This window comes from Nocardia sp. NBC_01377 (assembly GCF_045040005.1).
In the GTDB taxonomy this organism is placed as follows: Bacteria; Actinomycetota; Actinomycetes; order Mycobacteriales; family Mycobacteriaceae; genus Nocardia; species Nocardia noduli.
Genome location: NZ_CP109566.1, coordinates 8,018,336 through 8,044,228, shown reverse-complemented (window position 1 = coordinate 8,044,228; position 25,893 = coordinate 8,018,336). Strand labels below are relative to the sequence as shown.

General features: G+C 68.0%; 28 protein-coding genes. 7 read left to right on the top strand and 21 right to left on the bottom strand.

Going from position 1 to position 25,893, the window contains the following annotated elements:
• Positions 1-26: 26 nt before the first annotated feature.
• The 11 genes from OG225_RS37010 to OG225_RS36960 all read right to left on the bottom strand — a co-directional run bounded on the left by OG225_RS37010 (position 27) and on the right by OG225_RS36960 (position 10,869).
• Positions 27-323 (bottom strand): helix-turn-helix domain-containing protein, encoded by a 297-nt coding sequence (locus OG225_RS37010; protein WP_405179341.1) that lies wholly within the window; start codon positions 321-323, stop codon positions 27-29.
• A gap of 258 nt (positions 324-581) precedes the next feature.
• Positions 582-1,118 (bottom strand): hypothetical protein, encoded by a 537-nt coding sequence (locus OG225_RS37005; RefSeq protein ID WP_405179340.1) that lies wholly within the window; start codon positions 1,116-1,118, stop codon positions 582-584.
• A gap of 170 nt (positions 1,119-1,288) precedes the next feature.
• A complete protein-coding gene (locus OG225_RS37000) occupies positions 1,289-2,035 on the bottom strand; it encodes a hypothetical protein (RefSeq protein ID WP_405179339.1) in 747 nt (248 codons plus the stop codon).
• A 16-nt stretch (positions 2,036-2,051) separates the two neighbouring features.
• Positions 2,052-3,776: an asparagine synthetase B family protein gene (locus tag OG225_RS36995; RefSeq protein ID WP_405179338.1), complete on the bottom strand. Its 1,725-nt coding sequence runs from the start codon at positions 3,774-3,776 to the stop codon at positions 2,052-2,054.
• 9 nt (positions 3,777-3,785) lie between these two features.
• On the bottom strand, positions 3,786-4,271 hold the full coding sequence (locus tag OG225_RS36990) for a hypothetical protein (RefSeq protein ID WP_405179337.1): 486 nt from the start codon (positions 4,269-4,271) through the stop codon (positions 3,786-3,788).
• Between the two features lie 26 nt (positions 4,272-4,297).
• A complete protein-coding gene (locus tag OG225_RS36985; RefSeq protein WP_405179336.1) occupies positions 4,298-5,236 on the bottom strand; it encodes a hypothetical protein in 939 nt (312 codons plus the stop codon).
• Complete coding sequence (locus tag OG225_RS36980; protein WP_405179335.1) at positions 5,221-6,237, bottom strand: hypothetical protein; 1,017 nt, start codon at positions 6,235-6,237, stop codon at positions 5,221-5,223. Before OG225_RS36980 ends, OG225_RS36985 begins: the two co-directional genes overlap by 16 nt.
• Before the next feature lie 146 nt (positions 6,238-6,383).
• Entirely contained in the window at positions 6,384-7,418 is a 1,035-nt protein-coding gene (gene dmpG / locus OG225_RS36975; RefSeq protein ID WP_216913250.1) for a 4-hydroxy-2-oxovalerate aldolase, read from the bottom strand.
• Between the two features lie 12 nt (positions 7,419-7,430).
• The gene (locus OG225_RS36970) at positions 7,431-8,342 is read right to left on the bottom strand and encodes an acetaldehyde dehydrogenase (acetylating) (protein ID WP_405179334.1); all 912 of its coding nucleotides are present in this window, start codon (positions 8,340-8,342) and stop codon (positions 7,431-7,433) included.
• A gap of 93 nt (positions 8,343-8,435) precedes the next feature.
• Complete coding sequence (locus OG225_RS36965; RefSeq protein WP_405179333.1) at positions 8,436-9,221, bottom strand: 2-keto-4-pentenoate hydratase; 786 nt, start codon at positions 9,219-9,221, stop codon at positions 8,436-8,438.
• Position 9,222: 1 nt separating this feature from the next.
• Complete coding sequence (locus tag OG225_RS36960) at positions 9,223-10,869, bottom strand: FAD-binding protein (protein WP_405179332.1); 1,647 nt, start codon at positions 10,867-10,869, stop codon at positions 9,223-9,225.
• Positions 10,870-10,970: 101 nt separating this feature from the next.
• Between OG225_RS36960 and kstD the strand changes: the two genes are divergently transcribed.
• Positions 10,971-12,680: a 3-oxosteroid 1-dehydrogenase gene (kstD, locus tag OG225_RS36955; protein ID WP_405179331.1), complete on the top strand. Its 1,710-nt coding sequence runs from the start codon at positions 10,971-10,973 to the stop codon at positions 12,678-12,680.
• Positions 12,681-12,788: 108 nt separating this feature from the next.
• Positions 12,789-13,649: a MaoC/PaaZ C-terminal domain-containing protein gene (locus tag OG225_RS36950; protein WP_405179330.1), complete on the top strand. Its 861-nt coding sequence runs from the start codon at positions 12,789-12,791 to the stop codon at positions 13,647-13,649.
• A 50-nt stretch (positions 13,650-13,699) separates the two neighbouring features.
• Here OG225_RS36950 and OG225_RS36945 read toward each other — a convergent pair whose 3' ends face one another.
• The 6 genes from OG225_RS36945 to zapE all read right to left on the bottom strand — a co-directional run bounded on the left by OG225_RS36945 (position 13,700) and on the right by zapE (position 19,401).
• Positions 13,700-14,152: a hypothetical protein gene (locus tag OG225_RS36945; RefSeq protein ID WP_405179329.1), complete on the bottom strand. Its 453-nt coding sequence runs from the start codon at positions 14,150-14,152 to the stop codon at positions 13,700-13,702.
• Positions 14,149-15,579, bottom strand: a complete 1,431-nt coding sequence (locus OG225_RS36940; protein ID WP_405179328.1) for a DUF58 domain-containing protein — start codon at positions 15,577-15,579, stop codon at positions 14,149-14,151. Before OG225_RS36940 ends, OG225_RS36945 begins: the two co-directional genes overlap by 4 nt.
• A 248-nt stretch (positions 15,580-15,827) precedes the next feature.
• Positions 15,828-16,790, bottom strand: a complete 963-nt coding sequence (locus OG225_RS36935; RefSeq protein WP_109525126.1) for a MoxR family ATPase — start codon at positions 16,788-16,790, stop codon at positions 15,828-15,830.
• A gap of 46 nt (positions 16,791-16,836) precedes the next feature.
• Complete coding sequence (locus OG225_RS36930) at positions 16,837-17,334, bottom strand: hypothetical protein (protein ID WP_405179327.1); 498 nt, start codon at positions 17,332-17,334, stop codon at positions 16,837-16,839.
• On the bottom strand, positions 17,331-18,239 hold the full coding sequence (locus OG225_RS36925; RefSeq protein ID WP_405179326.1) for a DUF4129 domain-containing protein: 909 nt from the start codon (positions 18,237-18,239) through the stop codon (positions 17,331-17,333). The genes OG225_RS36930 and OG225_RS36925 overlap by 4 nt, the downstream gene beginning before the upstream one ends.
• Before the next feature lie 181 nt (positions 18,240-18,420).
• Positions 18,421-19,401, bottom strand: coding sequence for a cell division protein ZapE (gene zapE / locus OG225_RS36920; RefSeq protein ID WP_405179325.1), 981 nt, complete (start codon positions 19,399-19,401; stop codon positions 18,421-18,423).
• A gap of 41 nt (positions 19,402-19,442) precedes the next feature.
• On the opposite strand from zapE, the gene OG225_RS36915 reads away from it, so the two are divergent.
• Positions 19,443-20,135: a TetR/AcrR family transcriptional regulator gene (locus tag OG225_RS36915; RefSeq protein ID WP_405179324.1), complete on the top strand. Its 693-nt coding sequence runs from the start codon at positions 19,443-19,445 to the stop codon at positions 20,133-20,135.
• 73 nt (positions 20,136-20,208) lie between these two features.
• On the opposite strand, the gene OG225_RS36910 is transcribed toward OG225_RS36915, so the two are convergent.
• Positions 20,209-20,655 (bottom strand): NUDIX domain-containing protein, encoded by a 447-nt coding sequence (locus OG225_RS36910; RefSeq protein WP_405179323.1) that lies wholly within the window; start codon positions 20,653-20,655, stop codon positions 20,209-20,211.
• Between the two features lie 185 nt (positions 20,656-20,840).
• Between OG225_RS36910 and OG225_RS36905 the strand changes: the two genes are divergently transcribed.
• Genes OG225_RS36905 through OG225_RS36890 form a run of 4 tightly spaced genes read left to right on the top strand, consistent with a single transcriptional unit; the run spans position 20,841 to position 23,244 of the window.
• Entirely contained in the window at positions 20,841-21,263 is a 423-nt protein-coding gene (locus OG225_RS36905) for a YciI family protein (RefSeq protein ID WP_405179322.1), read from the top strand.
• Between the two features lie 31 nt (positions 21,264-21,294).
• A complete protein-coding gene (locus tag OG225_RS36900; RefSeq protein WP_405179321.1) occupies positions 21,295-22,572 on the top strand; it encodes an RNA polymerase sigma factor in 1,278 nt (425 codons plus the stop codon).
• A gap of 25 nt (positions 22,573-22,597) precedes the next feature.
• Positions 22,598-22,810 carry an antitoxin gene (locus OG225_RS36895; protein WP_216915767.1) on the top strand — a complete coding sequence of 71 codons (213 nt, stop codon included), beginning with the start codon at positions 22,598-22,600 and terminating at the stop codon, positions 22,808-22,810.
• Positions 22,807-23,244, top strand: a complete 438-nt coding sequence (locus OG225_RS36890) for a PIN domain-containing protein (RefSeq protein WP_216915769.1) — start codon at positions 22,807-22,809, stop codon at positions 23,242-23,244. Before OG225_RS36895 ends, OG225_RS36890 begins: the two co-directional genes overlap by 4 nt.
• A gap of 7 nt (positions 23,245-23,251) precedes the next feature.
• Here OG225_RS36890 and OG225_RS36885 read toward each other — a convergent pair whose 3' ends face one another.
• The 3 genes from OG225_RS36885 to OG225_RS36875 form a co-directional block, all read right to left on the bottom strand.
• The gene (locus OG225_RS36885; RefSeq protein ID WP_405179320.1) at positions 23,252-24,433 is read right to left on the bottom strand and encodes a lipid-transfer protein; all 1,182 of its coding nucleotides are present in this window, start codon (positions 24,431-24,433) and stop codon (positions 23,252-23,254) included.
• A gap of 141 nt (positions 24,434-24,574) precedes the next feature.
• Positions 24,575-24,991 carry a MaoC family dehydratase gene (locus OG225_RS36880; RefSeq protein WP_405179319.1) on the bottom strand — a complete coding sequence of 139 codons (417 nt, stop codon included), beginning with the start codon at positions 24,989-24,991 and terminating at the stop codon, positions 24,575-24,577.
• Positions 24,988-25,872, bottom strand: coding sequence for a bifunctional MaoC family dehydratase N-terminal/OB-fold nucleic acid binding domain-containing protein (locus OG225_RS36875; protein ID WP_405183495.1), 885 nt, complete (start codon positions 25,870-25,872; stop codon positions 24,988-24,990). The genes OG225_RS36880 and OG225_RS36875 overlap by 4 nt, the downstream gene beginning before the upstream one ends.
• Positions 25,873-25,893: the final 21 nt, after the last annotated feature.

Below are 25,893 nucleotides of genomic sequence, written 5' to 3'. Positions count from 1 at the left end.
CGGAATCGGTGCGAAGCGTCGCCGAATCAGCAGGCGATACGCGGCCTCACCTCGACAACGAGATCGGTATCCAACGCAGCCGCCAACCGTTCGAGCACAGGCAGACTGGGTACCGTCCCACCGGCTTCGAACCGTGCGACCGCGGACTGCGTCATTCCGGCGGCGTCGGCCAGCACGGACTGACTCCATCCCCGCTTTTCACGCATGGTTCGAATGGTCCGGCCGAGTTCGTACGCGAGCCGCGTGGCCTCGTATGCCTCCGCAGCGCCCGGTTCGCGCATCCGGCGGCCCCTGACCTCGGCCCAGTCGCCACGCTCAACCATCGTTCTCCTCCTCAGCCGAGTGCCGCTCCGCCTGACAACGCCTCAGCGCACCACGCGCTCGCTCGATCTCGGCATACTCCCGCATGCGAGTCTTCGCGAAAACCGTCATCAGCACGATTCGGCGACCGGGCGCGATCCAGTAGGTCACCCGAACTGACCGACCTTCGAGATGAAAGCGTTGATGCTATATCCCAAAGGAAGTGTCTTATAACACTTCCGCATAACTGATGGAAACCGTAGTAGCGCCGACTGTTCAGGTCAGGCGGAGGCGGCGCGGAGGGCGAACCAGCCGGTGGTCGGGTCGGCGTAGCCGTGGTAGAGGAGGGGGATGCCCTGGTCGACGTCGAAGTGGCGGTAGATGGCGAGCATGGCCTGGCGGACGGCGTAGTCCTGGAAATCATCGACGCGGCGTGGGCCGATGGGGTGTTCGGGGAGCAGGGACAGGCGGGCCATGTCGTCGGAGTCCGCGGTGTCGAGGCCGACGGGGATCGGGTCGTCGATGAGGTGGTCGTGCAGGATGGCGCGGGTGCGGTCGTAGTCGGGCAGGCGGGCGGACAGGGCGGGAAGGGCACGGAATTCGGCGCGGACCGAACTGTGCGGATCGACCTGGGTCTGGATCAGGGTCATCAAGTCGGGGCGCGGCATCGTCAGGCCCGCGCGCAGCGGTGTCTGTTCCAGCAGGTGCAGGATGCAGCCGCCGTGGACGAGTGGTTCGGGGACCAGGAATGCCGCCAGCACCGGATCGGCGTATTCGCGGCAGGTGAGACAGGCTTTCACCTGGGTCGGATCGGTCATGCTGATCTCCCTCCGAGAGGGGGCGTCGATCGCTCGCTCCGACTCGCGGGCGACCACCGAGAGCTATCCGTTGAGCGCCGAACGCGCGTATATCTCGCACCGCCCGACCAGATCTGCCCTGCCAGTATAGGGGCGCGGACAACCCCCGCGTCAGGTCCGCGAGACAACGATCAGGCGCGCGGACGCACGGTGACCTCGGCGCAGGTCGCCGCGTCGGGGGATTCCTCGGCCAGGAATACGGTCTGCGCCATCATCCGGAATCCGGACATCTGCTCGCGGAAGACCTCGATGGATTCCTCCGGATGCACCGAATCGATCACAGCGTGCGGACCGAACGCGTTGAACTGATGACTCACCCCGCGCGGAATCTGCATATCCATGAACGAACAGGGCGGCACGATCACGTTGTATCGCGGTCGGTGCACGCCGGGCGGGGTGTCGGGCAGATCGTCGGTGAACCGTTCGGGGCGGAACGGCGTCACGCCTTCGACGTGATTCACCTCGAACGGCGACAGACTGCTGACCCGGATCCGGGTGTCGGGACCGGTCATCATGCGCACGAAACGCAGGCCGGTGTGCAGGTGCATGCGCGAACAGATACCGCGTTCGCCGACATCGTAGAAATCCATCAGGTATCGGTCGGCGAAGAATCCGTCGAAGGGTTTCTCGATCATGTAGACATCGCCCTCCTCGAAGGTCTGCGAGCGGACGATCCCGTCGGCGTCGGGTGTGGTCGCGGCGCGCAGGGTCTTCGCCTTCCTGACGATCTCGGCGAAGGTCTGCACGACCACGAGGGCGACCTCGGCGGGGAAGGTCGCGACGGGTGTCACGGTGTTGCGGCCCGCGTCTTCGAAGTCGGCCACCTCGTGGATCTCGTTCTCGTCGTCCGCGGTGTTCTTGATCCGGGGATCGGACATGGGGTGGTGGCTCCTCTCACGGACCGACGTCGAATGCTCGCAACCACAGTTCCAGCGAGAGCACCAGCCACAGCTTGCCGCCCTGACGTGGCAGCAGCGCACCGTCCCCCCGCAACCAGGCTCGGATGGTGTCCTCGCGGAACAGTCCGCGAGCCCGCGCGGAGCGGCCGAGCAGCAGATCGTGGCCGAGATCGCGCAGCGGACCGGCCAGCCACTGCTGCACCGGCACCCGCATTCCGCTCTTGGGGCGGTCGACGATGGTCGCGGGCAGCAGATCCCGGACCGCCTCCTTGAGAATCCATTTCTCGGTGGCGCCCGCGAGTTTGAAACGCGGCGGAACCCGGAAGGCGTGGTCGATCACGGCGCGGTCGAACAGCGGCGCGCGTCCATCCAATCCGCTGGCGGCGGTGAGCCGTTCGACCTTGGTGAGGATGTGGTGCGCGCCTTTGGTGCGCAGATTCGTGTGCAGCAGCTGGTTGAGCAGACTCGTCATCGCGCCCGCGGTGAGGGTGGGCGCGAGCAGGTCGGTCAGTGGCGGTGCGTCGGTGAGCGCGGCGAGCGCATCGGGGCTGAGCAGGACCGGGAGGTCGCCGTGGCATTTGCGGTAACTGTCGAGGTAGGCGCGGGCCCGTGCGGTCGGATCCGGATCGTCGCGGGTGAGTTCGAAGATCAACATGGGCAGGTTCTTCGGACCGCCGAAGACCGGATCTCCGCCCTCGCCGTTGAGCACGACCCGCGCGCCGTCGGCGGCCGCGGCTTCGGCGAGCAGCAGATTGGGGACCGTCAGCGGATCGCCGACCGGGCAGTCGAGCAGTGCCACCGTCTCGGCCAGCCGGGCCGCGACGGTCTCCCCCGGCACGGTCAGCACGCGATGCTCGGTATGGCAGTGCGCGGCGACGAGCCCGGAGTAGGCGAGTTCGTTGGGGGTGGTGCCGGTGAAGGCGATCGAATACGAACGCACCGTCTGATCATGGTTCTTGGCGGCGAGTGCGGTGACCAGACTGCTGTCGATACCGCCCGAGAGCAGCACGCCGACCGGTTCGCCCACCGGCAGGCGTCGCACGGTGGCGTCTTCCAGCAGGGCGCGCAGGTCGAGCGCGTGCGCGGCGGCGGAGCGGTCATCGGTCGTTTCGGCGGGCTCCCAATAGGTTTCCTCGACGGAGGTGCCGTCGGGACGCAGGCGCAGGCAGCGACCGGGCAGGGCCTCGTGAACGTCGCGGAAGAGGGTTCCGCGGCCGGGGAGGTAGGCGAAGGTGAGGAACGAGCGCACGGCGGGCAGGTGCAGGCCGGTGCGCAGCGCGGGCCAATCGGCCACGGCGCGAATCGAACCCGACGCGGCCCACGAACGGCCCGCTCGAGCGTAGAAGAGGGTGCGGGTGCCGACGTGGTCGCGGAACAGCACGAGATCCGGGCCGTCGGCGACGGCGAGTACGAACATGCCGTCGGCACGGGCGATTCCGGCGTTGCCGAAACGCGCGTACATCCGCAGCAGCAGTTCGCCGTCCGGGGCATCCGGCGGTGGCGCGTCGGCGCCGAGCGCGGCGCGCAGTTTCGCGGCGTTGAACAGGGTGACCGCGCCGACGGCGGTGAGCTCACCCGAGGTGAAATATCCGGCGGGAGCGCCGGATCCGGGGAGCAGGCCGAGGGCGTGGCGGGTGGTCACGGCGACCGGATCGCCACCGACAACCCGGACGGCCCCCGACGGATCGTCCGAGGTCAGGAACGCGCACCAGCGAGACATGGCTCTCCCCTAACCGAAATCGCCGCCGTCGTCATCGGAGTCGTCACCCCAGGAGCCGTAGTCGTCGGAACCGCTGTCGGAACCGGAGGGCTGCGTGGCCGCCTGTCTGCGCAATTCGTCCTCCTCGGCCGCCGACATGAAATCCGGGGGCATGATCAGACCGCCGAGCAACGCGCCGCCCGCCACCGCGGCGAGGATCGCGCCGAGCCTGCCGCCGAAAGAGGAACGGTTGACGGTGAGCAGTCCGTCGCTCCACAGGGTTCGCCCGTACCCGGATTCCCTCCCGTACAACACTGTCCCGTTGCTGAAGACGCGTTTCACCATGCTGCGGCCCAGCGGTTCGTCGATTCCGGAATTGCCGCGGTCGTCTCGCCAGGACACCGTGGTGCCGGGCCCGCGCGAACGCCACTCCTGCCGACCGTCGGAATAGCGCCGGTGCACGGTGCCGTCGGTGAGCAGTTCATCGGAATAGGTGACTTGCCGTCGCACCGACATGAGCAGCCCCTTTCATGCGGTGGGTTTCATGCGGTGGGCCAGGTCAGGAAACCGGTCGTGCGGACACGGCCCCACTGCGTCGAGGCGCCACGCGGGCGGACCTCGCGCACGAGGCGGTGCACGGTGCGCAGGAGCGAGGCCGGGCGGACCGCGTCGACCTCGACATATCTGTTCCGGCGCAGCCACGCGCTTTCCCAGGGGTCGACCGTGGATTCGAGATCGATCGGGGCGGTCGCCGGTGCGGGCTGGGCGTCCGCGGGGTCGGGACGCGGGGAGGTCGGATCGTCCGACGGTGGGCGCGGGTCCGTCATCCGGTCGACCTCGTCTTCCGACCGGGCGGATCGGGAGGTGGAAACCGGCAGGTGGGTCGAGTGCAGGGAACCCGCCTGACGGGGGCGAAGTCCCAGCGGCACCACGCGCACTCCGTCGGGGATCGGCGTCAGGGCACGCACGCGATCGGGGAAAGTCAGGCCGTGGGCGCTCGCGTCGTGGAGTAGATACACGGCGGACCCTTCGACCAACTCGAGCATTCCCGCGACGCGCGGATCGAGCGGGAGTTCGGCGGCGCTCAGCACCGGGCAGGCCGATTCCATCGGAACACCGTTGGCGCGCAACATCTGCGCGATGTCGTCGGATTCGCAGATCAGCAGGCGGGGCAGGCCGTAGTCGAACAGATCCGGTTCCGGGGTGTGCCGACCTGCGGGGCGGGGGCGAGCCGGTCGCGGTGTCAGCAGACCGGGGATCGGGCCGTGCTCGCGCAGCGCGGTGCGGAAGTCGTCGTAGCTCACGGGGGCTGCGACGGTGAAGGCGGGACGCCGGAGTCCGCGCGGCACCGGGAGCAGCACGCGGCAAACCTCGTAGTAGAGCTGACGTTCGGTGAATCGGATATCGCTCGGCGCACCGGCGCGGAGGGCGGCGACGCGCAGCGCCCGGCCGAGCACCTGCGCTTTCACCCGGTCGGCCACGTGAGGAAACCTACCGCGCGGGCGCGCTGACGATCCGGGTCGGAGGCTTCCTCGACCCGGCGCATCGCGCTGTCCAGTGCCGCGAGCAGTTTGGCCGGCGGCACCGCGGCCAGCGGTGACCACCAGCCGTCGGCGAGCCAGGCGGTCTCCGCCTCCGACAGCGGTTCGCCGCGCAGTCGTGACACGTCGGTCTCCGACGGCTGCCCGTCACGCAGGCACAGCGCCTTCGGTTTGCCGATCAGCGCCCGAGGAGCAAGACCGACCGGAACCGCCCGCGAGCCCAGCGCGGCGCGGGCCTCGCTCGCGAAGGCGATACCGGGCACGCTCGCGTCGTGCAGCACCAGGACCGGGACGCTCGGCGGCAGCCGATCGATCCGATTCGACAGCACCATCCCCCAGGTCTGGGACACATTGTTGGCCGAAAGGCAGGTGAGCACATGGCGATCCGGGCACAGCACCGCGATCCGGGGGCTCGCCGGGGCCGGCGGCATATCGGCGCGCTCGTTCACCGAGCCGGGCGGCGGGTAGCCGTAGACCTGCAACCACCGGCCGACCACCTCCTTGTGGAACCGGTCGTAGGGCACCGGCATCCGCACCGGGGCCCGACGCAGGTAGCCGGGGCGGAGCGCGGTCAGCAGCAGATTCACCAGTATCAGCGCGCCGATACCGACACCGATGACGACCAGCACGGGGAACAGGCCGGTCAGCGCGAGGACGAAGGTGGCGATACCGATCGGCACCGACAGCAGGAACCGCCGCCCGATGTATTTCGCGCGCAGATCCGGCAATTTCCTGCGCGAGGCCGCGTACCAGAGTTGCGGTGTCGTGTACCGCAGATTCCGCCCGTCCCCGAGCCGCTCGGCCAGCTTGTGCACCCGGATGTCGTGCAGGCCGAGCACACTTTCCTTCGGTTCCAGCGCGAACACCCGGCGGCATTTCGAACACCGCCGGTCACCGCGCTCCCGGCGCAGCAGGTTCTGGCTACAGTGCGGACAGATCATCTGTCATCCATCCGCACACGCCACGGCCCCGCCGCCGACGAAACTGGATCCTCACAGGTACGGCATACCCGATCAGCACCAATCGCGCGACCGCAGTGCGCGAACCGCCGATGACACCCCGGACAATTCCCGGCAACTCCTGTCGATCAGGCGTTGGCGGCCTGTTCGCGTCGCAGTTCCAGGGCGATGTCGATGAGTTGGTCCTCCTGGCCGCCGACGAGTTTGCGTTTGCCCGCGCGGACGAGCATTTCGGCGGCGGAGACGCCGTAGCGTTCGGCTTGACGTTCGGCGTGCTTGAGGAAGCTGGAGTAGACGCCCGCGTAACCCATCATCAGGGCTTGGCGGTCGAGCAGGCATTCCTGGGGCATGACGGGGCGGACCACGTCCTCGGCGGCGTCGGCGATGGCGAAGAAATCGATACCGGTCTTGACGCCGATCTTGTCGCAGACTCCGACGAAGGCTTCGACGGGGGTGTTGCCCGCGCCCGCGCCGAAACGGCGTGCGCTGCCGTCGATCTGCTTGGCTCCCGCGCGCACCGCGTACACCGAATTCGCCACGGCCAGGTCGAGGTTCTCGTGGCCGTGGAAACCGACCTGGGCGTCGTCACCGAGTTCGGCGACCAACGCCGAGACGCGGTCGGAGACTTCGTCGAGTACCAGCGCGCCCGCCGAATCGACCACGTAGACGCACTGGCAGCCCGCGTCGGCCATGATGCGGGCCTGTTTCGCCAGCGCCTCGGGCGGCTGGGTGTGCGACATCATCAGGAAGCCGACGGTTTCCAGACCGAGTTCGCGAGCCAGGCCGAAATGCTGGATGGAGACGTCGGCTTCGGTGCAGTGCGTGGCGATGCGGCAGATGGAGGCGCCGTTGTCCTGGGAGATCTTGATGTCCTCCTTGACGCCGACGCCTGGCAGCATGAGGACGGCGATCTTGGCCTGTTTCGCGGTCTCGGCCGCGATCTTGACCAGTTCCTGTTCGGGGGTCTTGGAGAACCCGTAGTTGAACGAGGAGCCGCCGAGTCCGTCACCGTGGGTGACCTCGATGACGGGCACGCCCGCGCTGTCGAGCGCGGCGACGATATTGCGCACGTCCTCGCCGGTGAACTGGTGGCGCTTGTGATGGGATCCGTCGCGCAACGAGGTATCGGTGACGCGGATGTCGAATTCGGTCCAGAGGGTCATTATGGAAGCTCCCTATACCCGAGCCGAGACGATATGTTGTGCCATGACCTCGCCCACCTGGGTGGCCGCAGCGGTCATGATGTCGAGATTGCCCGCGTAGGGCGGCAGGAAATCACCCGCGCCCTCGACCTCGACGAAGACCGAGACCTTCGCCATACCACCGGATATCACCGACGGCGGATCGAATTGCGGGTCGTTGAGCAACCGGTAGCCGGGCACGTATTGCTGGATGTCGGCCACCATGCGGTGCACGGATTCGGCGATGGCGTCGGTGTCGGCGTCCTCGGGAATCGCGCAGAAGATGGTGTCGCGCATGATCATCGGTGGGTCGGCCGGGTTCAGGATGATGATCGCCTTGCCGCGTTCGGCGCCGCCGATGGTCTCGACGCCGCGCGAGGTGGTCTTGGTGAATTCGTCGATATTGGCGCGGGTGCCCGGCCCGGCCGACACCGAGGCGACCGACGCCACGATCTCGGCGTACGGCACGGCGACAACGCGGGAGACGGCGGCGACGATCGGAATGGTCGCCTGCCCGCCGCAGGTGATCATGTTGACGTTCGCGGCGTCGATATTGCCGCCGAGATTCACCGGCGGCACCACGGCGGGGCCGACGGAGGCGGGGGTGAGATCGACGGCCCGGATACCGGCTTCGGCGTAGCGGGGCGCGGCGGCCCGGTGCACATAGGCCGAGGTGGCCTCGAAGACCAGGTCGGGCAGTTCGGGCTGGGCGAGCAACCAGTCGACGCCTTCGTGCGAGGTCTCCAGTCCGAGACCGGCGGCCCGCTTCAAACCCTCGCTCTCCGGGTCGATCCCGATCATCCAGCGCGGCTCGATCTTCTCCGAGCGAAGCAGTTTGTAGAGCAGATCGGTACTGATATTGCCGGACCCGACGATCGCGGCGGTGACGGTCCCGTGATCGGACACGATTGGCCTCCTGGGGGGATGGCAGCCGGCGGAGCCGGCGGGGCGGGTATGGGGGGCGGATGGCAGCAGGCGGTGTCGGCGGGGGTGGATGGTCTAGGTGAATTGCAGTCGGACGGAGCCGAGTCCGGCGAAGTCGGCGTGGAAACTGTCGCCGGGACGGACATCTATCGCGCGCGTGCACGACCCCGGCAGCACGATGTCGCCCGCTTTCAGCCGCACGCCGAAGGAAGCGACCTTGCGGGCCAGCCACGCGACCGCGATGACCGGATCACCGAGTACCGCGTCGCTGCGGCCTTCGGCGACGACCTCGCCGTTGCGGGTGAGCACCGCGTCGATCGCCTTGATATCGATGTCCTTCGGCACGACGCGTTCGCGGCCGAGGACGAAACCGGCGGAGGAGGCGTTATCGGAGATGGTGTCGCACAGGCCGATATTCCAGTCCTTGATGCGCGAGTCGATCAGTTCGATCGCGGGCGCGTAGGCGACGGTCGCGGCGAGCACGTCCTGCTCGGTGCAGTCCGCGCCGGGCAGATCGGCGCCGAGCACGAAACCGACCTCCACCTCCACCCGGGGGAACAGGTAGCGCCGGGTGTCGACCGGCGCCTCCTCGAAAACCTCCATATCGGCGAGCAGATGACCGTAGTCGGGTTCGTCGACGCCCATCATCTGCTGCATCGCCTTCGAGGACAGGCCGACCTTGTGGCCGACCACTTCGGCGCCCGCGGCGATCTTGCGCCGGATATTGATGAGCTGGATCTCGTAGGCATCGACGACGTCGAGATCGGGATGTCGATCGACCAGCTTGTCGATGGCGACGCGTTCGCGTTCGGCGACATCGAGTTCCTCGGCAAGTTGGATCCGTACCGCGTCGGACAGCACGCTAATTTCCTTCCGCTGTGATGGAGTCGAGGGCGATCGCCCGCTCGGATACCGCGACCGGGTCGGCGGCGGCGTTGGCTCCCGCCCTGCGGCCGGAGAAGACGCAGTCCGAGAGGGAGAGTCCGCTGACGTAGGAGTCCGAGCAGATGCCGACCGCGGTCCGTCCGGCGGCGAAGAGCCCGGGAATGGTCTCGCCGGTGGTCGACCGGACCGCGCCGGTGTACTCGTCCACGACGACGCCGCCGAGGGTGAGCATCGGACAGGGGTTGACAACGCTCGGGTGGATACCTGCATCCAACAACCAGAACGGCGCGGTCCGTACGGGTTCGGTGAATTCGGCGGGTTTGCCGACGGGGTCCGGTGTGCCGTTCGCGATGGCGGCGTTGTGGGCGGCGACGGTCGCGCGCAAACCGGCCGGGTCGATACCGGCCTTCGCCGCGACGGCTTCCAGGGTGTTCCCGCGCACGGCCCGCCGCCGCGTCGCCTCGAACTGGGCGCGCTGGAACCAGGCGCCCTGTGCGCCGATCTGGGAGATCGCCTTGCGCATCAGTGGGTCGTCGGCGAGGACCCAGCCCTTGCCGTCGTGTTCGGTGATGAGGGCGTGCCCGACCGCCGCGCCGTAGCGGGTCTCGTCGATGACCCTGCGTCCCGCGGCGTCGACCAGGACGGCGCCGGTGAACGCACTCGGCGGGAGCAGGAATCGCCAGGCGGAGATATTGCCCATCCGATCGGTCGCCGCGCCGACCTCGCGCGCCATCAGGATGCCGCTGCCGTCGTCGCCGCTGCTGCCCAACGCGAGACCGTGGCGATACAGCGGGCCGTATTCGGCCATCATCGTGCGATTGGCGATGAAACCGCCCGCGCTGAGCACGACACCGCGACGCGCGAGCACCCTGATGGTCTTGCCGTAGCGGCGATCGAGCCGGTCGAGCTGTTTCTCCAGCGCTCTGCGCAGTGGCGGGTAGTAGATGCCGGGTTTGGCCGCGACCTTCGCCATCCTGGTGTAGCGATCGCGTACCCGGCCGGGCGCGTCACGCAGCGAGAGACATTCGACGCCGATCACCGCGCCGTTGTCATCGGTGATCAGTGCCGTTGCCCGCGTGAGGGTTTCGACGCGCACACCGCGGCGGGCGGCGGAGGCGTGCAGCGGCCCGGTGAGTTTCTTACCCGAGGTGCCCCTGCCCTTGACCCGGTGGCCGCGCTGGGCGGGTTCGGCGACCTCGCGGCCGTAGCCGGAGATCTCGCTGCCGGAGTGATACAGGTAGTAGCTGTCGTTCGGATAGGAGGTCTTGTACGGACACAGCGAGGGCTCGAAGGGCACGCCGTGTCCGGTGAGCCAGTCGATCATCGCCGGACTCTGGTCGACGAAACGGCGCAGGGTCTGCGGCGCGACGGCCGTGCCGACCTCGCGGCGCAGATAGGCCAGCATCTGTTCGGCGGAGTCCTCGACCCCGGCCGCTTTCTGGACCCAGGTGCCGCCACCTGCGTAGATGATGCCGCCGGACAGGGCCGACGCACCGCCCCCGGTGAACCGCTCGAGGACGAGCACCTGCGCACCGGCCGCTGTGGCTTCCAGCGCGGCCGACGCACCCGCCGCGCCGTACCCGACGACGACCACGTCCGCGGTCAGGTCCCATTCGAGGCCCATATTCACTCCGGTCTGAAACTGAAACGAGTTTCCCGTCTAGTGGAATGCCTAGCAAGTCTTCTGCCACACAACATAGACCAGAGGCGCCATCATTCTATAACGTGTTCTACATGACTGATCGGGAATATGATGTGGTGGTGGTCGGCAGCGGCGCCGCGGGCATGACCGCCGCACTCACCGCGGCGCACCACGGGCTCAGCGTGGTGATCATCGAGAAGGCCGCCCACTACGGTGGTTCGACGGCCCGTTCCGGCGGTGGCGTGTGGATCCCGGGCAACAAGGCGCTGAAGGCGTCGGGGCGACCGGACGACCGCGACGTCGCCCGCACCTACCTGCACAGCATCATCGGCGACGTGGTGCCCAAGGAGCGGATCGACACCTATATCGACCGCGGCGCGGAAGCCTTCGACTTCGTCCTCGATCACACTCCGCTGAAGATGCGCTGGGTGCCCGGTTACTCCGACTACTACCCCGAAGCGCCCGGCGGCAAGGGCGAAGGCCGCTCGTGCGAACCCAAACCCTTCGACGCCAAGATCCTCGGCGAGGAGCGGTTCAACCTGGAACCGCCCTACGCCAAGGCGCCGCTCAACGTCGCGGTCACCCAGGCCGATTTCGTGCGACTCAACCTCATCCGCCGCCACCCCAAGGGCATCATGCGGGCCATGCGGGTCGGCGCGCGCACCTACTGGGCGAAATTCACCAACAAGCACCTGATGGTGATGGGGCAGGCCATCATCGCGGCCATGCGCAAGGGTCTGCTCGACGCGAATGTGCCACTGCTGCTGAACACCCCGCTGACGAAACTCGTCGTCGAGAACGGCGCGGTCACCGGGGTCGAGGCCGAGCAGAACGGCGAGACCGTGCGCCTCACCGCCAGATACGGCGTGGTACTGGGCAGCGGCGGTTTCGAGCACAACGCCGAGATGCGCACCAAGTACCAGCGTCAGCCGATCGTCACCGAATGGACCACCGGCGCGGCAGCCAACACCGGCGATGGCATCATCGCGGGCATGGCAGCGGGCGGCGCGGTCGGCTTCATGGAGGACGCCTGGTGGGGCCCGACCGTCTTCAAGGGCGGCAGGCCGTGGTTCGCGCTGGCCGAACGCAATCTGCCCGGCTGCATCATGGTCAATCCGGACGGCGAGCGGTTCGGCAACGAATCCGCGCCGTACGTCGAGGCCGTGCACACCATGTACGGCGGCGAATACGGTCAGGGCGACGGGCCGGGCGCGAACATTCCCGCGTGGCTGGTCTTCGATCAGCGCTACCGCAACCGCTACATCTTCGCCGGACTCCGGCCCGGACTGCGGTTCCCGTCACGCTGGATGGAGAACGACAACATCGTCAAGGCCGACAGCCTCGAGGAGTTGGCGAGCACGATCGGAGTGCCCGCGGAGAACCTCGCCGCGACGGTCACCCGGTTCAACACCTTCGCCGAATCCGGCAAGGACGAGGATTTCGGCCGTGGTAACAGCCATTACGACCGCTACTACGGCGATCCGACCGTGAAGCCGAATCCCTGCCTCGCCGGACTGGTGCAGGGGCCCTTCTACGCGGCCAAGATCGTGCCGGGCGACCTCGGGACCAAGGGCGGCCTGGTCGCCGACACCTCGGGCCGGGTACTGCGCGAAGACGATTCGGTCATCGACGGGCTCTACGCCTCCGGCAATTCGAGTACCCCGGTCATGGGCCACACCTATGCCGGGCCCGGCGCGACCATCGGTCCCGCGATCACCTTCGGCTACCTGGCCGTCCTCGATATCGCCGAACGCAAGAAGGCGGGTTCGGCCAAAGCCGCCGCCGAGGCCTGAGCCCCGCCATCGCGCACGCCGCGGTTCGGCTTCCGCCCCCGACACAATGGACAGGCGGACCGTTCCGCGGCGGTGTTCTGTCCACACCTATCCACAAAGGGAGAACCGATGCCCATCGACCCGAAGATCGCGCTCGGCGCCGAACTGCCCGACCTCGCGTTCGCCTGGACGCCCTCCGATATCCAGCTCTACCACCTGGGTCTCGGCGCGGGCGCGCGCTGGACCGACCCCGTCGAACTGCGCTACCTCGACGACCGCGCCCCGCAGGTGCTGCCGACCTTCGCCGCCGTCGCGCCGACCTTCCACGACACCGAACCGCCGACGGTGGTGTTCCCCGGTATCGATATCGACCTGGCGAAAGTGGTCCACGGCTTCCAGGAGGTGCGGCTGAACGGGCCGATCCCGACCTCGGGCAAGGCCACCCGCAAGGCCCGCATCACCGAACTGTGGGACAAGGGATCTTCGGCCGTGGTGGTGCAGGAGCACACGATCGTCGGCTCCGACGGTGAGACGCTCTGGACCAGCCGCTCCTCCATCTTCGCCAAGGGCGAAGGCGGATTCGGCGGCGAGCGCGGACCGAGCGCGAAATCGGAACTGCCCGACCGCGCACCGGATTTCGACGTGACCGTGCCGACCCTGCCGCAACAAGCCCTGCTCTACCGCATGTCCGGCGACCGCAATCCCCTGCATTCGGATCCCGGGTTCGCCCGCGGCGCGGGTTTCCCGAACCCGATCCTGCACGGACTGTGCAGCTACGGCATGGTCTGCAAAGCCGCCACCGACACCGTCCTCGACTCCGACGCCGCCCGCGTCACCGGATTCAGCGCCCGCTTCGCCGGGGTCCTGTACCCCGGCGAAACCATCCGCGCGCGAATCTGGCGAGCGGACAACTCGCTCACCATCGCCGCGACGGCGGTCGAGCGGGACGAAGCCCCGGTCCTCGGAGACGTCACCCTCTGGTTCGAATAGGCCAACGGCACGAGACGGTCCGGTCGGCGCTCGGTTCGGAAACCGGGTGTCTACCGCCTCGGTGGCGCGGTTGCGGTGCGGGGTCTGCGCACTGCCAGGCCCTGGATGATCGTGCCGTACAGCAGGATCACCAGGATCGGGGCGGCGATGGGGGCCCAGGCGAGGCGGAGAGGGAGCAGGGCGGCGGCGATGGCGCAGACCGAGAAGAGGACGGCGCCCGCGACGGAGGGGACGGTGGTCGGTACCACGCCGACGGGGGCGGAGACGGTCGCGGTGTTCAGCAGGTAGGTGGTCGCCACCAGGCCCGCGGCGGCCGCGGCCAGGACGCCGGTCTCGGAGGCGACGAGGACACCGAGCGCGAGCAGTACGGCGGTCACCGCCGACACCCGGAACCACCAGCCCGTAACCACCAGGACGATCGCGGGAATCGCCGCGAACGGCATCATCAGCGCGACCGCGAGAACCAGCAGCGCGCCGGACAGGATTGCGAGGAATCTGGTCATCGGCGCACCCTGATCCTTCTGCGGTGTTCGGGCAGCAGGCGCATCACCTGGTCGAGCCGGGCGCCCTCGGTCCACGCGACGATATCGACGCCGACCGTGCCCATATCCCGGTACATCGTCGCCCGTTCGAGCTGCCACATGCGGGCCAGCGTCGGATCGAGACCGTCGCGGAACGGTGTGCCGCGCAGCACGTCGACCACGACGACAACATGTCCGCGTTTGCGCAGATCGATCAGCGCCAGCGCGAATTGGGTGTCGAGCAGGGTGGAGAAGGCGACCACGACCGCGCCGAGCGGCACCGCCGCGTGCGGGGCGAGGGTGCCGGTCGTCTCGATATGTTCGTCGCCGACCTCGAGCACCGTGTCGACGATCCGGTAGAACTGGCGCCGACCGATATCGGGGCGCAGCCAGCGCGGCGTGCCGCCGAGACACACGACGGCGGTGCGGTCGCCAGCTTGCAGGGTGGACTGCACCACCTGCGCGGCGCCCCGCACCGAGAGTTCCAGCGAATCCGTCGCGGGGCCGGGTGCCTGTTGCGAGGTGTCGACCAGCACGACGACATCGGCCGAACGGTTGGTCAGTCGTTCGGTGACATGGAGCCTGCCGCGCCGGGCGCTCACCGCCCAGTTCACGGTCCGCAGCTGGTCGCCCGGTACGTAGGCCCTGATATCGGCGTATTCGACGCCGGGACCGAATTTCCTGGTCAGATGGGTGCCGAGACGTTCGGGAAGTTCGGTGCGCGGCAAACGCATTCGCTGCGGATCGGTGATCGGGTACACGTACAGTTGCCCCGCGGGCAGCACGGCGGTGGCGACCGCCAGGCCCGCCGGGCTGAGCGCGGAGACCCGCACTGCGCAGGGGTAGCGGCCCCAGCGATCCGCGGTGAGGGCCAGCCGCAACCCGGCGGGCGCCGTCCCGGAATCGCTCGCCTCCTCGATTTCGATCCCGAGTCCGTGGACCGGCTCCGGTTTCAGCCGGAGCAGGGCGTGTCCCGTGTCGACGTAGGCTGCGACGGGCAGCACCACCTCTTCGGTCTCGAAGCAGCGCAGCGTGCCGCCGCCGTCGACCTGGATTCTGGTGCGCGACTGCTGCCACCGCGCGGTGGCGAGCACGCCGAGCATGGGCGCGGCGAACAGGATCGGCTGCCACTGCCCGAAAGCGACCGCCGTCACCATCGCCGCACCCGCGCACACGGCGAGCATGTACACCAGAGCCGCGGGTCGCCAGTGCAATTCGGCGTCGACGGTTCTGGTCACATCGCGATGGCGTGCGACGGACCGGTCACCGGAATTCGACGCCTGCGCGGCGGCTCTGCGCCCGGCGGCGCCTTGGATCACGGACGGCGCGGTGACCGCTGCCGGGTCCACCGCCTGCTGTGGGCCGGTGGTGGACGCTGCAATCGTGCGGGGCCACGGTTCGGGTGCCACCGCGTCCGCTCCCGACCCGGGCCGGGTTTCGGAGACAGGTCCGGAACGCGCACCGGACCCTCGCGCGATGCCGGAGGGGACACCTTTCGGCGCGGACTCGGCGTCGGAGCCCGACCCGCTGCCGCTCCCCGGACGTGCTGTCGGCGCGGGCGCGGCCCCCCGCCCGGCGCCGGCCGGCGCGGTCGAACGCGACTCGGTGTCGTCCCCCGACTCGTCGGGTTCCGGTGCGCGATGCAGACCCCGCATGCTCACGTCACACTTGCGCGCGGAACGGGTAGGCGGCGCAGCAGTTCGGCGATCACGTCCTCACCGCGAATCCGGCGGACCCACATCTCGGGGCGCAGGGTGATCCGGTGGGCCATCGCCGGGACGGCGAGCGCTTTCACGTCTTCGGGGACCACGTAGTCGCGACCGAGCAGCAGCGCGCGGGCTCTGGCCATCTGGACCAGGTCCAATTCGGCGCGTGGACTCGCGCCGACCTCGACCTGCGGATGTGAGCGGGTGGCCGACGCGAGCGCGACCACGTAACCCACCACGTCCGGGTGGACCGTCACGTATTCGACCGACTGGCGCATCTCCAGTAGACCGCCCGCCTCGACCACCTTGCCGACCTGCGGGGGTGTCGAGCCGCGTTCGAGTCTGCGCCGGATCATCTGGGCCTCGTCGTGTTCGGACAGGTAGCCCAGGCGCAGTTGGATGGCGAAACGGTCCAGCTGCGCTTCCGGCAGCGGATAGGTGCCTTCGTACTCGATCGGATTATCCGTCGCCAGCACGATGAAAGGCTGTGGCAGCGGGAAGGTCTCACCGTCGATGCTCACCTGTCCCTCGGCCATCGCCTCCAGCAGCGCCGCCTGGGTCTTGGGCGGGGTCCGGTTGATCTCGTCGGCCAGCAGCACATTGGTGAACACCGGCCCGCGCCGGAAATTGAAACGGCCCGACGACATGTCGTAGATCGTCGACCCGAGCAGATCGGCGGGCAGCAGATCGGGGGTGAACTGCACCCGGGTGAACTCCAGGCCGAGCGCGGCCGAGAACGACCGCGCTATCAGGGTTTTGCCCAATCCCGGCAGATCCTCGATGAGGACGTGCCCGCCCGACAGCACGGCGATCATGATCAGCTGCAACTCGTCGCGCTTACCGACGATCACCCGGGACAGTTCCCGGAGAACGGCTTCGGTGCGCTGGACCGTCGCGTCCATCGGCATCGTCATATGTCTTCTCGCACTTGCCTCAACCCATTCGTGTGATGAACGACCGCTACATTCCCTGCAAACGACGCAGGATCTCGTCCAGCGCGGCACGTCCCGGCGCGCGCGAGGTCTGATCGCGCAGTGCCGAGTTCGCCGGATCGACCCAGCGCCACAGCTCCGGACCGAATTGCAGGATTCCCGCGGCTTCGGTCGCCTTCCTGTTCTTCGCGACCCGTAGGCCGGTGGACAATTCGAACTCCTTGGCCAGCAGCGGACGCAGGTGCCGGTCCCAGTCGGCGCGGGTGCCCTCCGCCCGATCGGCCAGCATCTGGGCCCGCGCGTGCCAGCGATACAGCATCTCGGCGGGGCCGTTCTCCATATCGTCGGGAGGTTCCTCTTCGTCGATCTCCCGGCCGCGTCGCAGCCCGAGCGTCAACTGGATGACGGCCAGCGCCAACGGGATCGCGGCGACCGGCAGCAGTACGCCCGGCGCTTTCCCGAAGGTGACCAGTTCCGCCACCGCGATGAGAACCATCGCGGCGACCACGACGACGACCCGGTTCATGCCCGCGCCCCCTGCAGGTCGGCGAGCACGATTCGCAGCAATTGTTCGGCGCGCATCCGCTGCCATTCCATCATCGAATGAGGGCTGAACCGCGCCTCTTCGAACAGGCTGACCAATTCGCGCGCGGACGCGTCGTGCAGGGCGCCGCGTTCGAAGGCGCGGGCGAGCACTTCCATCGGGGTGTCCGAGGCCAGCGGCGCGGCGGCGCGATCGGAGGCGAGTCCGCGTTCCATCGCGACGTAGCAGGCGATGATCGCGGTGCGCGGGTCCTGGCCCGGCGCGTTCATCGCGGCCAGGCCCATTTCGGCGGCGCGGGTCAGCGAATCGACCACGACGGCGGGCGCGGCGGGAACCGGCTGCGCTTCCCTGCGCGGGGTGCGGCGGGCAGCGAGCGCCACGACGACGAGCCCGGCGAGGGCGACGACGATCAGGGCGACGGCGGCGATACCGGTCAGGAGCAGGGGAAGGCCGTTGAGCCCGTCCGCCGCCGCGCCGGGGTCCGTGGGCTCCGATCCGCCGGGGACCGGGGCGACGCCGGGGGCGGTTCGCGCCGGTGGGGGCGATGTCTCGTTTCCACCCCGCAGGCCGATCGTGTAGACGGCGACGGCCGCCGAGGCGACGAGCGCGAGCACCGCGAGAACGCCGAGGACGATCTCCAGGGTTCGGCCGGGTTTCGTCGGACCGGCCGGATCGTCGTCGACGTCCGGCATGGACAGCGGGAGGCGATGTCTGCTCGCGATCACCCCGGCGAGCAGGATCACCACCGAGACGGTGAACAGCACCGGCATCAGCGCCACCGCTATCGCCGAGGGAACCCACCGATGCTCGACGGTATCGCCCGCGCCGGGTATATGGCCGCGTAACGCTATCGCGGCGCACACCAGCAGCGTGATCAGCACGATCACGCGCGATATCGGCGCTCGCGCCCGAACCAACCGGATTACCACCAAATCTGAGTACTGCCCGAAACAGCCACATGGTTACATGCCCGGCTGCCCGTTCGAGAGAGAATCGAATACTTCGTATCACCTCGGGTTTATACGGTGTACCAGGTACGAACGTACCACTCGAAACGGCCTGGGTCAGCTACCCAGAAGCCACCGGCGCGGGTTGTGAAATCTCACTGAGCCTGCTGCGAATTCGGGCGATACCGGCGATACCCAGCACGCCGTCCAGCAACTCCGGCAGCGCCGCGTCCGCGTGGACGGTCAGCTCCAGATCGGCGTCGTAGAGGACGTCGATCAGGTTCACCAAACGCGTGACGGCGTCGGGGTGCGCCTTGTGCAATCGAGGCACGCCGGTGAGCGTCCACCGCCGGAAACGGTGCGCGAGTGCGAGATAGTCGGCCGCCGAGGTCGGGGTGGCGCAGAGGGCGGCGAAATCGACGGTGATCGAATCGGTCGTCGCGCGGACGTGGATTCGACGGGTGCCGACGAGAACGTCGGACACCGTTCGCCCGGGTTGGGACGTCACGCGTTCGGCCACGCTCACTCCCGTCGTCGCCGTGATGACGTAGCGTCCGGCCGCGAAACCTGTTCCGGCGCTGTTGCCCAACGTTCGATAGTCGACGGGGCCGTCCACGGCGACGATGTCCAAGTGCCGAACGATACGGTCGATGGTCGGCACGAACCGGTCGTGGAACAGCGGGTTCGGCAGCAGGTCGGCGGGTGGATGGTTCGAGGTCAGGACGAGAACCGTGGAGCGGGCGAACAGCGTGTCGAGTACGCGGGCGATCAGCATCGCGTCACCGATGTCGTCAGCGTGGAATTCGTCGAAACAGACCAGCGCGGCGTCACCGAGCAGTGCGGCGACGGCGGCGTCGATGGAACCCTTCTCGTGGACGGCGGCGTGCAACCGCGCGAAGAAGCGATGGAAATGCCAGCGCCGCTTGTGTTCCGAGGCCACGCTGTCGAAGAAGCGGTTCATCAGCATGGTCTTGCCGCGCCCGGGGCGACCGTGCAGGTAGATCCCCCGACGTCGTTTCACCGGCCGACCGCGCCGGTCGAGCAACTCCCCGAGCCGGGCCGCGACCCGACGCTGATCGGCATCCAGGTCGACCGTATCCATGACACCCTCCTCCGTCCTCTACATTTGTAGAGGAGTGTCGAATGTCCCGGCCACAGAAGGTGACGATGTCCACTACCGGCCGCCGCGCACGCCTCGTCGACGCGGCCATCGACCTGATCGCCACCGGGGGTATCCGCGCGCTCACCCACCGCGCCCTCGACGCCGAACTAGCACTGCCGCCCGGATCCGCCTCCTATTACTTCCGCACCAAGAAGGCACTCGTCGACGCCATCTCGGAACGCGTCACCATCCGCTCCCGCGAGGATTTCCTCGCTTCGGAACCGATGCGGGCGATCGACATCGATACGTCGACGAGGAGCGATTCCGCGATCATCGACCGAGGCACCGCCGGTGTCCACGCCGATACCGGGCGCATCGACCCCGACTCCGTCGCGCACGCCGTCGCCCGGTGGCTGGATCGGCTACTCGCCGAACGCCGCAATCATCTGATCGCGCGGCACGCGTTGATCGTGGAATCGATCGGCGACGCGGATTCGCGTGATCGGCTCGCCCGCAGCCTGTTCGCCGTCGATCGCGCCCGGGATCTGTTCCTGGCCCTGGAGACCGCCGATCCCGATCGGTCGGCGGCCGATTTCGTCGCGATGGTCGAAGGCGCGGTGTTCGACCGGCTCGCGGGGGTGCGGGCCGGGATGCGGGCGGGGACCGACGAGAGCGTCGCCCAATTGACCGCGCTGCTGTCGACGTATCTGCGTGGCGCCGCGCACGGCCGGTGAGGTCGGCGCGGACGACCGCGGGAGGCCGACGTCACCGGCCGGAATCCATCGGGCAGTCGGCGTCGGGCGACCCTCACGATTCGGACCGGCGCCAACCGAGTTCGGAATAGCGCGCACCGGTGCGGTGTGCGTGAATCCCGTTCAGCGAGTACGAGATGACCTTCTCCGGCAGGGCGTCGAGGGGGAACCATCGCAGTTCGTAGCATTTGTCCGGCTCGCGATTGTCCGGTTCACCGATCCAACACCGGGTTCGGAAGAACAGGCCGAGGCGGGCGGGCAGATGCGGGGCGACCACGTGCGAGACGTGGATCAGCTCCAACTCCGCCGGATCGAGGGTGACGCCCACTTCCTCCATGGCCTCGCGGGCCGCGGCCGCGGTCACGGACTCCCCCGGTTCGAGTTTGCCCGCGGGCAGATGCCAACTCCCGTCGAATTCGTCGGGACTGCGGCGCTTGCTGAGCAGGATCTCGTCCTCGCGCAGGAAGAGGACGTGCACGTCGACCAGGTGCGTGGGTGTCATCGAACTCCTCGGGGCGACGCGGTGCTGCCGCCTCAAACTACGCCGTGACGGCGGCCGCGCCCGGCGTGGTATCCGCGTCGAAAAGAATTCCGAAAAAACTTTCGGCGGGCGGTCGATCTGTGTCCTTCGCGTTCGACGTGATGGATGAGAGGGTCGAGACACGACCCGTGACTAAGGAGAAAACGATGAAATACATGCTGATCATGCGTTCGACCGACGAGGCGATCGAAGCTTCGAAGAACATCCCGTTCGAGCAGGTCATCGAGGCCATGGGCAAGTACAACGAGGACCTGATCAAGGCGGGCGTGCTGCTCGCGGGCGAGGGACTCGCGGGCCCCGAGGAAGGGTTCGTGGTCGATTTCACCGCCGACCCGCCGCTGGTCACCGACGGCCCCTACGGCGAGACCACCGAACTGTTCGGCGGGTTCTGGATCCTCGAGGTCGCCTCCAAGGAAGAAGCCGCTGAATGGGCCAAGCGTGTGCCGCTCGGCCCGGGATCCAAGATCGAGGTGCGCCGGGTGCACGGAAACGAGGATTTCCCGCAGGACAACGAGTGGATCCAGAAGGAAATCCAGTGGCGCGACGAGGCCGAGGCGCGCAACTCCTAGATCCACGACCGAGAATTCGAGAGTTCGAGCCATGAACGTCGCCGCGACACGGGACGACCGCACGGAATCGGTTCGGCGTTCCGTCGCGGCGGTCTGGCGCATGGAATCCGCCAAGATCATCGCGACATTGACCAGAACCGTCGGCGACTTCGGTTTCGCCGAGGATCTCGCCCAGGACGCCCTGATCGACGCGCTGGCGCAGTGGCCGCAGACCGGGATTCCGAAGAATCCGGGCGCCTGGCTGACCACGGTCGCCAAGCGCAGGGCCGTCGATCGCTGGCGGCGCGACGAACGCTACGCCGAACGGCTGGCCGGAATCGCCCGCGAGATGGCGCTGGAGGACGACACGGAACCGCCGTGGGATCCCGACCACATCGATGACGACGTGCTGCGGCTGGTGTTCATCGCCTGTCATCCGGTACTCGCCAGGGAAGCGCAGGTGGCGCTCACGCTGCGGGTGGTCGGCGGGTTGTCCAGTGAGGACATCGCTCGCGCATGCCTGGTCTCGACCGCCACCGTGCAGCAGCGGATCGTGCGGGCGAAGAAGACACTCGCCGCCGCCGGGGTGCGGTTCGAGGTGCCGGAACGGCTCGAATTCGGACCTCGGCTGGCCGGGGTGCTCGGCGTGCTCTACCTGATGTTCAACGAAGGCTACGCGGCGGGCCGCGGCGATACCTGGATGCGGCCGGAACTGGGTTTGGAGGCGGTGCGGCTGTGCCGCGTTCTCGCCGGGCTCGTCCCGGACGCCTCCGAGGTGCACGGCCTGCTCGCCCTGATGGAGCTGACCTCGGCGCGCTTTCCCGCGCGCACCGATGTCAACGGCGATCCGATCCTGCTCGCCGACCAGGACCGGCGGCGCTGGGATCGCAGCAGCATCACGCGCGGCCGGATCGCACTGCGACGGGTGGACGCGCTCGGCCGCGGTCGCGGCGCGTACGCGCTCCAGGCGACCATCGCGGAAACTCACGCCGTCGCGAATTCGGTGGACGACACCGATTGGGAACGCATCGTTGTCGTCTACGAGGCACTCGGCCGGATCGCGCCCTCACCGGTCGTCGAACTCAACAGGGCCGCCGCGGTGGCCATGGCCGTCGGCCCCGACGCCGCCCTCCGCCTGGTCGACGCACTGGTCGCCGACGGCCGCCTCGCCCGCTACCACCTGCTCCCCGCGACCAGGGGCGAACTCCTCGCCCGCCTCGGCCGCCGCGACGAGGCCCGCGCCGAATTCGAGGCCGCCGCCCGACTCGCGGGCAACGAACGCGAACGAGACCTACTGCTACGCAAGGCAACCGCGATCACCCTGCGGTGATCGGCAGTTCGGTATACTCGCCGGTATGACTGCGACCACCATCAAGGTCCCCAAAGCAACTCGGGACCGGCTGCACCGACTTGCGGCGACGCATGGATTGACGCTCGCGCAAGAGATCGACCGCCTGATCGATGAGAGCGGTGCCAAGCCACGCCCGACGATCGGCGGATATCGAAGTACCGAACCTCTGAGCGCGGATCGGATCGACGCGGAGCTGGCTCGAGGCTTCGGCGAGTGAACGCTGTCGTTGTCGATACGAGCGCGATACTCGCTGTGTTCGATGAGGCATACGACGAACACGTACCGCTGGCCGGCATCCTCACCGAAGCCGCAGGTCTCCTCGTCGTCTCACCGTTCATAGTCGCCGAAGCGGACTACATGCTCTCCTCTCGCCTCGGAGCCGATGCCGCCCGCGCATTCGGCCGAGACATCGTAACCGGAGCATACGAACTCGCAGAGTGGGCGCCCGAAGATCACGCGGTAGCTGTTGAACTGACTCGCAAGTTCGATAGCCCGAAGGACTACGTGGGAATCGCCGACGCGTCGAATGTGGTGTTGGCCGACAGATATCGCACAACGACACTGCTCACGTTGGACCAGCGGCATTTCCGTCGGCTTCGTCCGCTGTGGGGAGCAGATCACTTCACTCTGCTCCCCTACGACGCGAACTGAATTACCGTCAGCCGGCGGTGAGGACCAGGCCCGAGGTGGGGACGCCGGTGCCCGCGGTGACCAGGATGTTCTCTACCGCGTCGACCTGGTTGACCGAGGTGCCTCGGATCTGGCGGACGGCTTCGGCGATGCCGTTCATGCCGTGGATATAGGCCTCGCCGAGTTGGCCGCCGTGGGTGTTGAGCGGGAGTCGGCCGCCGAGTTCGATCGCGCCGTCGGCGATGAAATCCTTGGCTTCGCCGCGACCGCAGAAACCGAGTTCCTCGAGTTGCATGAGGACGAACGGAGTGAAGTGGTCGTAGAGGATCGCCGCCTGCATATCGTCGGGGCGCAGGCCGCTCTGGGACCACAGCTGGTCGCCGACCAGACCCATTTCCGGCAGACCGGTGAGGGCGTCGCGGTAGTAGCTGGTCATGACGTACTGGTCGGCTCCGCTGCCCTGCGCGGCGCCGGAGATGACGGCCGGGCGCCGCGGCAGATCCTTCGCCCGCTCCGCGCTGGTGACGACGATGGCGACGCCGCCGTCGGATTCCTGGCAGCAGTCGAGCAGATGCAGCGGTTCGGCGATCCAGCGGGAATGCTGGTGGTCTTCCAGCGTGATCGGTTTGCCGTAGAAGAAGGCATCCGGATTGACCGCGGCGTGTTTGCGATCGGCGACCGCGACCCGGCCGAAATCCTCGCTGGTCGCGCCGTAGACGTGCATGTAGCGCCGCGCGACCATGGCGACCTGCGCGGCCGGGGTGCCGAGACCGTGCGGGTAGGACCAGCCCGCGTCGATACCCGATGAGGTGGGCGCGGTCGCGAGCGCGGTGGAGAACTGCCCGAAACGCGAGACCGATCGCTCGTTGAAGGCGCGGTAGGCCACCACCACGTCGGCGATTCCGGTGGCGACCGCCATCGCGGCCTGCTGCACGGTCGCGCAGGCCGCGCCGCCGCCGTAACCGATGTGGGAGAAGAATTTCAGGTGCGGGACACCGACGGCACGCGCGACGGCGGCCTGGGTGTTGGTATCCATGGTGAAGGTGGTCAGGCCGTCGACGTCGGCGGGCGTGAGTCCCGCGTCGGCCAACGCCGCGGTGACCGCCTCGGCGGCCAGACGCAATTCGCTGCGGCCGGAATCCTTGGAGAAATCGGTAGCGCCGATACCGACGACCGCCGCCCGCCCCGACAGCCCTTTCTGCTCACTCACTTCGGCTCCCTGTGACCTGCGGGACACCCGCACCCGGTCGGTCACAGCGAGCGGCTGCGCGATTGTCTCTCACTGTGACCTCCGTGACCTGCGGGACACCCGCACCCGGTCGGTCACAGCGAGCGGCTGCGCGATTGTCTCTCACTGTGACCTCCGAGGGAAGGCGATCACGGCTTTCGCCGTGATGTGGTCGCCGAGGCTGTCGCGCCCGGTGACCTCGATATGGATGTCGTCCCCGTCGAGTTCGGTCACCGTGCCCGCGAGGGTGAGCGTGTCACCGGAGTAGAGCGGAACCCCGAGGCGCAGGGCGATGGATTTCACGACGGCGCGCGGACCGGCCCAGTCGGTGACGAAACGCTGCACGAGTCCGGTGTCGGTGAGGATATTGACGAAGATGTCCTTCGACCCGCGCGCGACCGCCTTGTCGCGGTCGTGGTGCACATCCTGGAAATCCCGGGTGGCGATGGCGGTGCTGATGACGAAGGTGGGATCGGCGTGGATCACCAACTCCGGCAGCACCGCGCCGACGCGGATATCCGGTTCGGACACGGTCGTCATTCGGAAACCTTCCAGTACGGCAGCGTGGAATCGTCGTCCAGCACCTCGAAATCCACTCGCACCGGCAGACCGACCTTGACCTCGGCCGGGTCGATGCCGCGCAATTCGCCGAGCATGCGCACGCCCTCTTCCAACTCGACCAGCGCGACCACGAACGGAAGTCCACGGCCGGGCACCTTCGGCGCGTGGTGCACGACGTAGCTGAACACCGTGCCCCGGCCGGAGGCGACCACGTAATCGGTGACCTCGGACTTGTCCTTCCACAGCGCGGGAATCGGCGGATGCCGCAGCGATCCGTCGGGCAGTCGCTGGACGCGCAGCTCGCCCGCTTTCGCTCCCTCCCAGAAGAATTCGGTGTCATGGGAGACCAGCGGTACGACCCGCTCACCGGCCTGCTGCCGCGGTTTCGCGGTGCCGGGTGCGAATTTCAGTATGCGGAAAAGCATTTCGGTGACGTTCTCGTCGCCGACGTACCACTTGGTGCGGAAGGTCAGGAACCAGCCGTCGCCGAGTCCGGTCCGTTTGGGGCCGACGACGCTGTCGAGCTGACTGGTGACGGTCACCTGCTCGCCCGGCGCCAGGTACCGGTGATAGATCTGCTCGCAGTTGGTGCCGACCACCGAGGTGAATCCGGCCTCGTCGAGCAGTGCGGTGGCCGTGCCCATCGGATCGTCGGCCGGTCGAACTCCGTTGAGCCCGAACATGGTCCACACCTGCGCCATGGCGGGCGGCGCGACGATGCCGGGATGTCCGGCCGCGCGGGCGGCCTCCTCGTCGACGTAGATCGGGTTGGTGTCGCCGATGGCTTCCACCCAGTTGTTGATCATGGGCTGGTTCACCGGGTCGCGCGCCAGGCGCGGGGCGCATTCGCCCGCGGCCATGATCGCTTCGGCGGCGGCGGT

Bases quoted from the DNA above. Each gene is read 5' to 3' on its own strand.
- OG225_RS37010 (WP_405179341.1), bottom strand. From the start codon at position 323: ATGGTTGAGCGTGGCGACTGGGCCGAGGTCAGGGGCCGCCGGATGCGC.
- OG225_RS37005 (WP_405179340.1), bottom strand. From the start codon at position 1,118: ATGACCGATCCGACCCAGGTGAAAGCCTGTCTCACCTGCCGCGAATAC.
- OG225_RS37000 (WP_405179339.1), bottom strand. From the start codon at position 2,035: ATGTCCGATCCCCGGATCAAGAACACCGCGGACGACGAGAACGAGATC.
- OG225_RS36995 (WP_405179338.1), bottom strand. From the start codon at position 3,776: ATGTCTCGCTGGTGCGCGTTCCTGACCTCGGACGATCCGTCGGGGGCC.
- OG225_RS36990 (WP_405179337.1), bottom strand. From the start codon at position 4,271: ATGTCGGTGCGACGGCAAGTCACCTATTCCGATGAACTGCTCACCGAC.
- OG225_RS36980 (WP_405179335.1), bottom strand. From the start codon at position 6,237: ATGATCTGTCCGCACTGTAGCCAGAACCTGCTGCGCCGGGAGCGCGGT.
- dmpG (WP_216913250.1), bottom strand. From the start codon at position 7,418: ATGACCCTCTGGACCGAATTCGACATCCGCGTCACCGATACCTCGTTG.
- OG225_RS36960 (WP_405179332.1), bottom strand. From the start codon at position 10,869: ATGGGCCTCGAATGGGACCTGACCGCGGACGTGGTCGTCGTCGGGTAC.
- OG225_RS36950 (WP_405179330.1), top strand. From the start codon at position 12,789: ATGCCCATCGACCCGAAGATCGCGCTCGGCGCCGAACTGCCCGACCTC.
- OG225_RS36945 (WP_405179329.1), bottom strand. From the start codon at position 14,152: ATGACCAGATTCCTCGCAATCCTGTCCGGCGCGCTGCTGGTTCTCGCG.
- OG225_RS36935 (WP_109525126.1), bottom strand. From the start codon at position 16,790: ATGACGATGCCGATGGACGCGACGGTCCAGCGCACCGAAGCCGTTCTC.
- OG225_RS36930 (WP_405179327.1), bottom strand. From the start codon at position 17,334: ATGAACCGGGTCGTCGTCGTGGTCGCCGCGATGGTTCTCATCGCGGTG.
- zapE (WP_405179325.1), bottom strand. From the start codon at position 19,401: ATGGATACGGTCGACCTGGATGCCGATCAGCGTCGGGTCGCGGCCCGG.
- OG225_RS36915 (WP_405179324.1), top strand. From the start codon at position 19,443: ATGTCCCGGCCACAGAAGGTGACGATGTCCACTACCGGCCGCCGCGCA.
- OG225_RS36910 (WP_405179323.1), bottom strand. From the start codon at position 20,655: ATGACACCCACGCACCTGGTCGACGTGCACGTCCTCTTCCTGCGCGAG.
- OG225_RS36905 (WP_405179322.1), top strand. From the start codon at position 20,841: ATGAAATACATGCTGATCATGCGTTCGACCGACGAGGCGATCGAAGCT.
- OG225_RS36900 (WP_405179321.1), top strand. From the start codon at position 21,295: ATGAACGTCGCCGCGACACGGGACGACCGCACGGAATCGGTTCGGCGT.
- OG225_RS36895 (WP_216915767.1), top strand. From the start codon at position 22,598: ATGACTGCGACCACCATCAAGGTCCCCAAAGCAACTCGGGACCGGCTG.
- OG225_RS36880 (WP_405179319.1), bottom strand. From the start codon at position 24,991: ATGACGACCGTGTCCGAACCGGATATCCGCGTCGGCGCGGTGCTGCCG.
- OG225_RS36875 (WP_405183495.1), bottom strand. From the start codon at position 25,872: ATGGCCGCGGGCGAATGCGCCCCGCGCCTGGCGCGCGACCCGGTGAAC.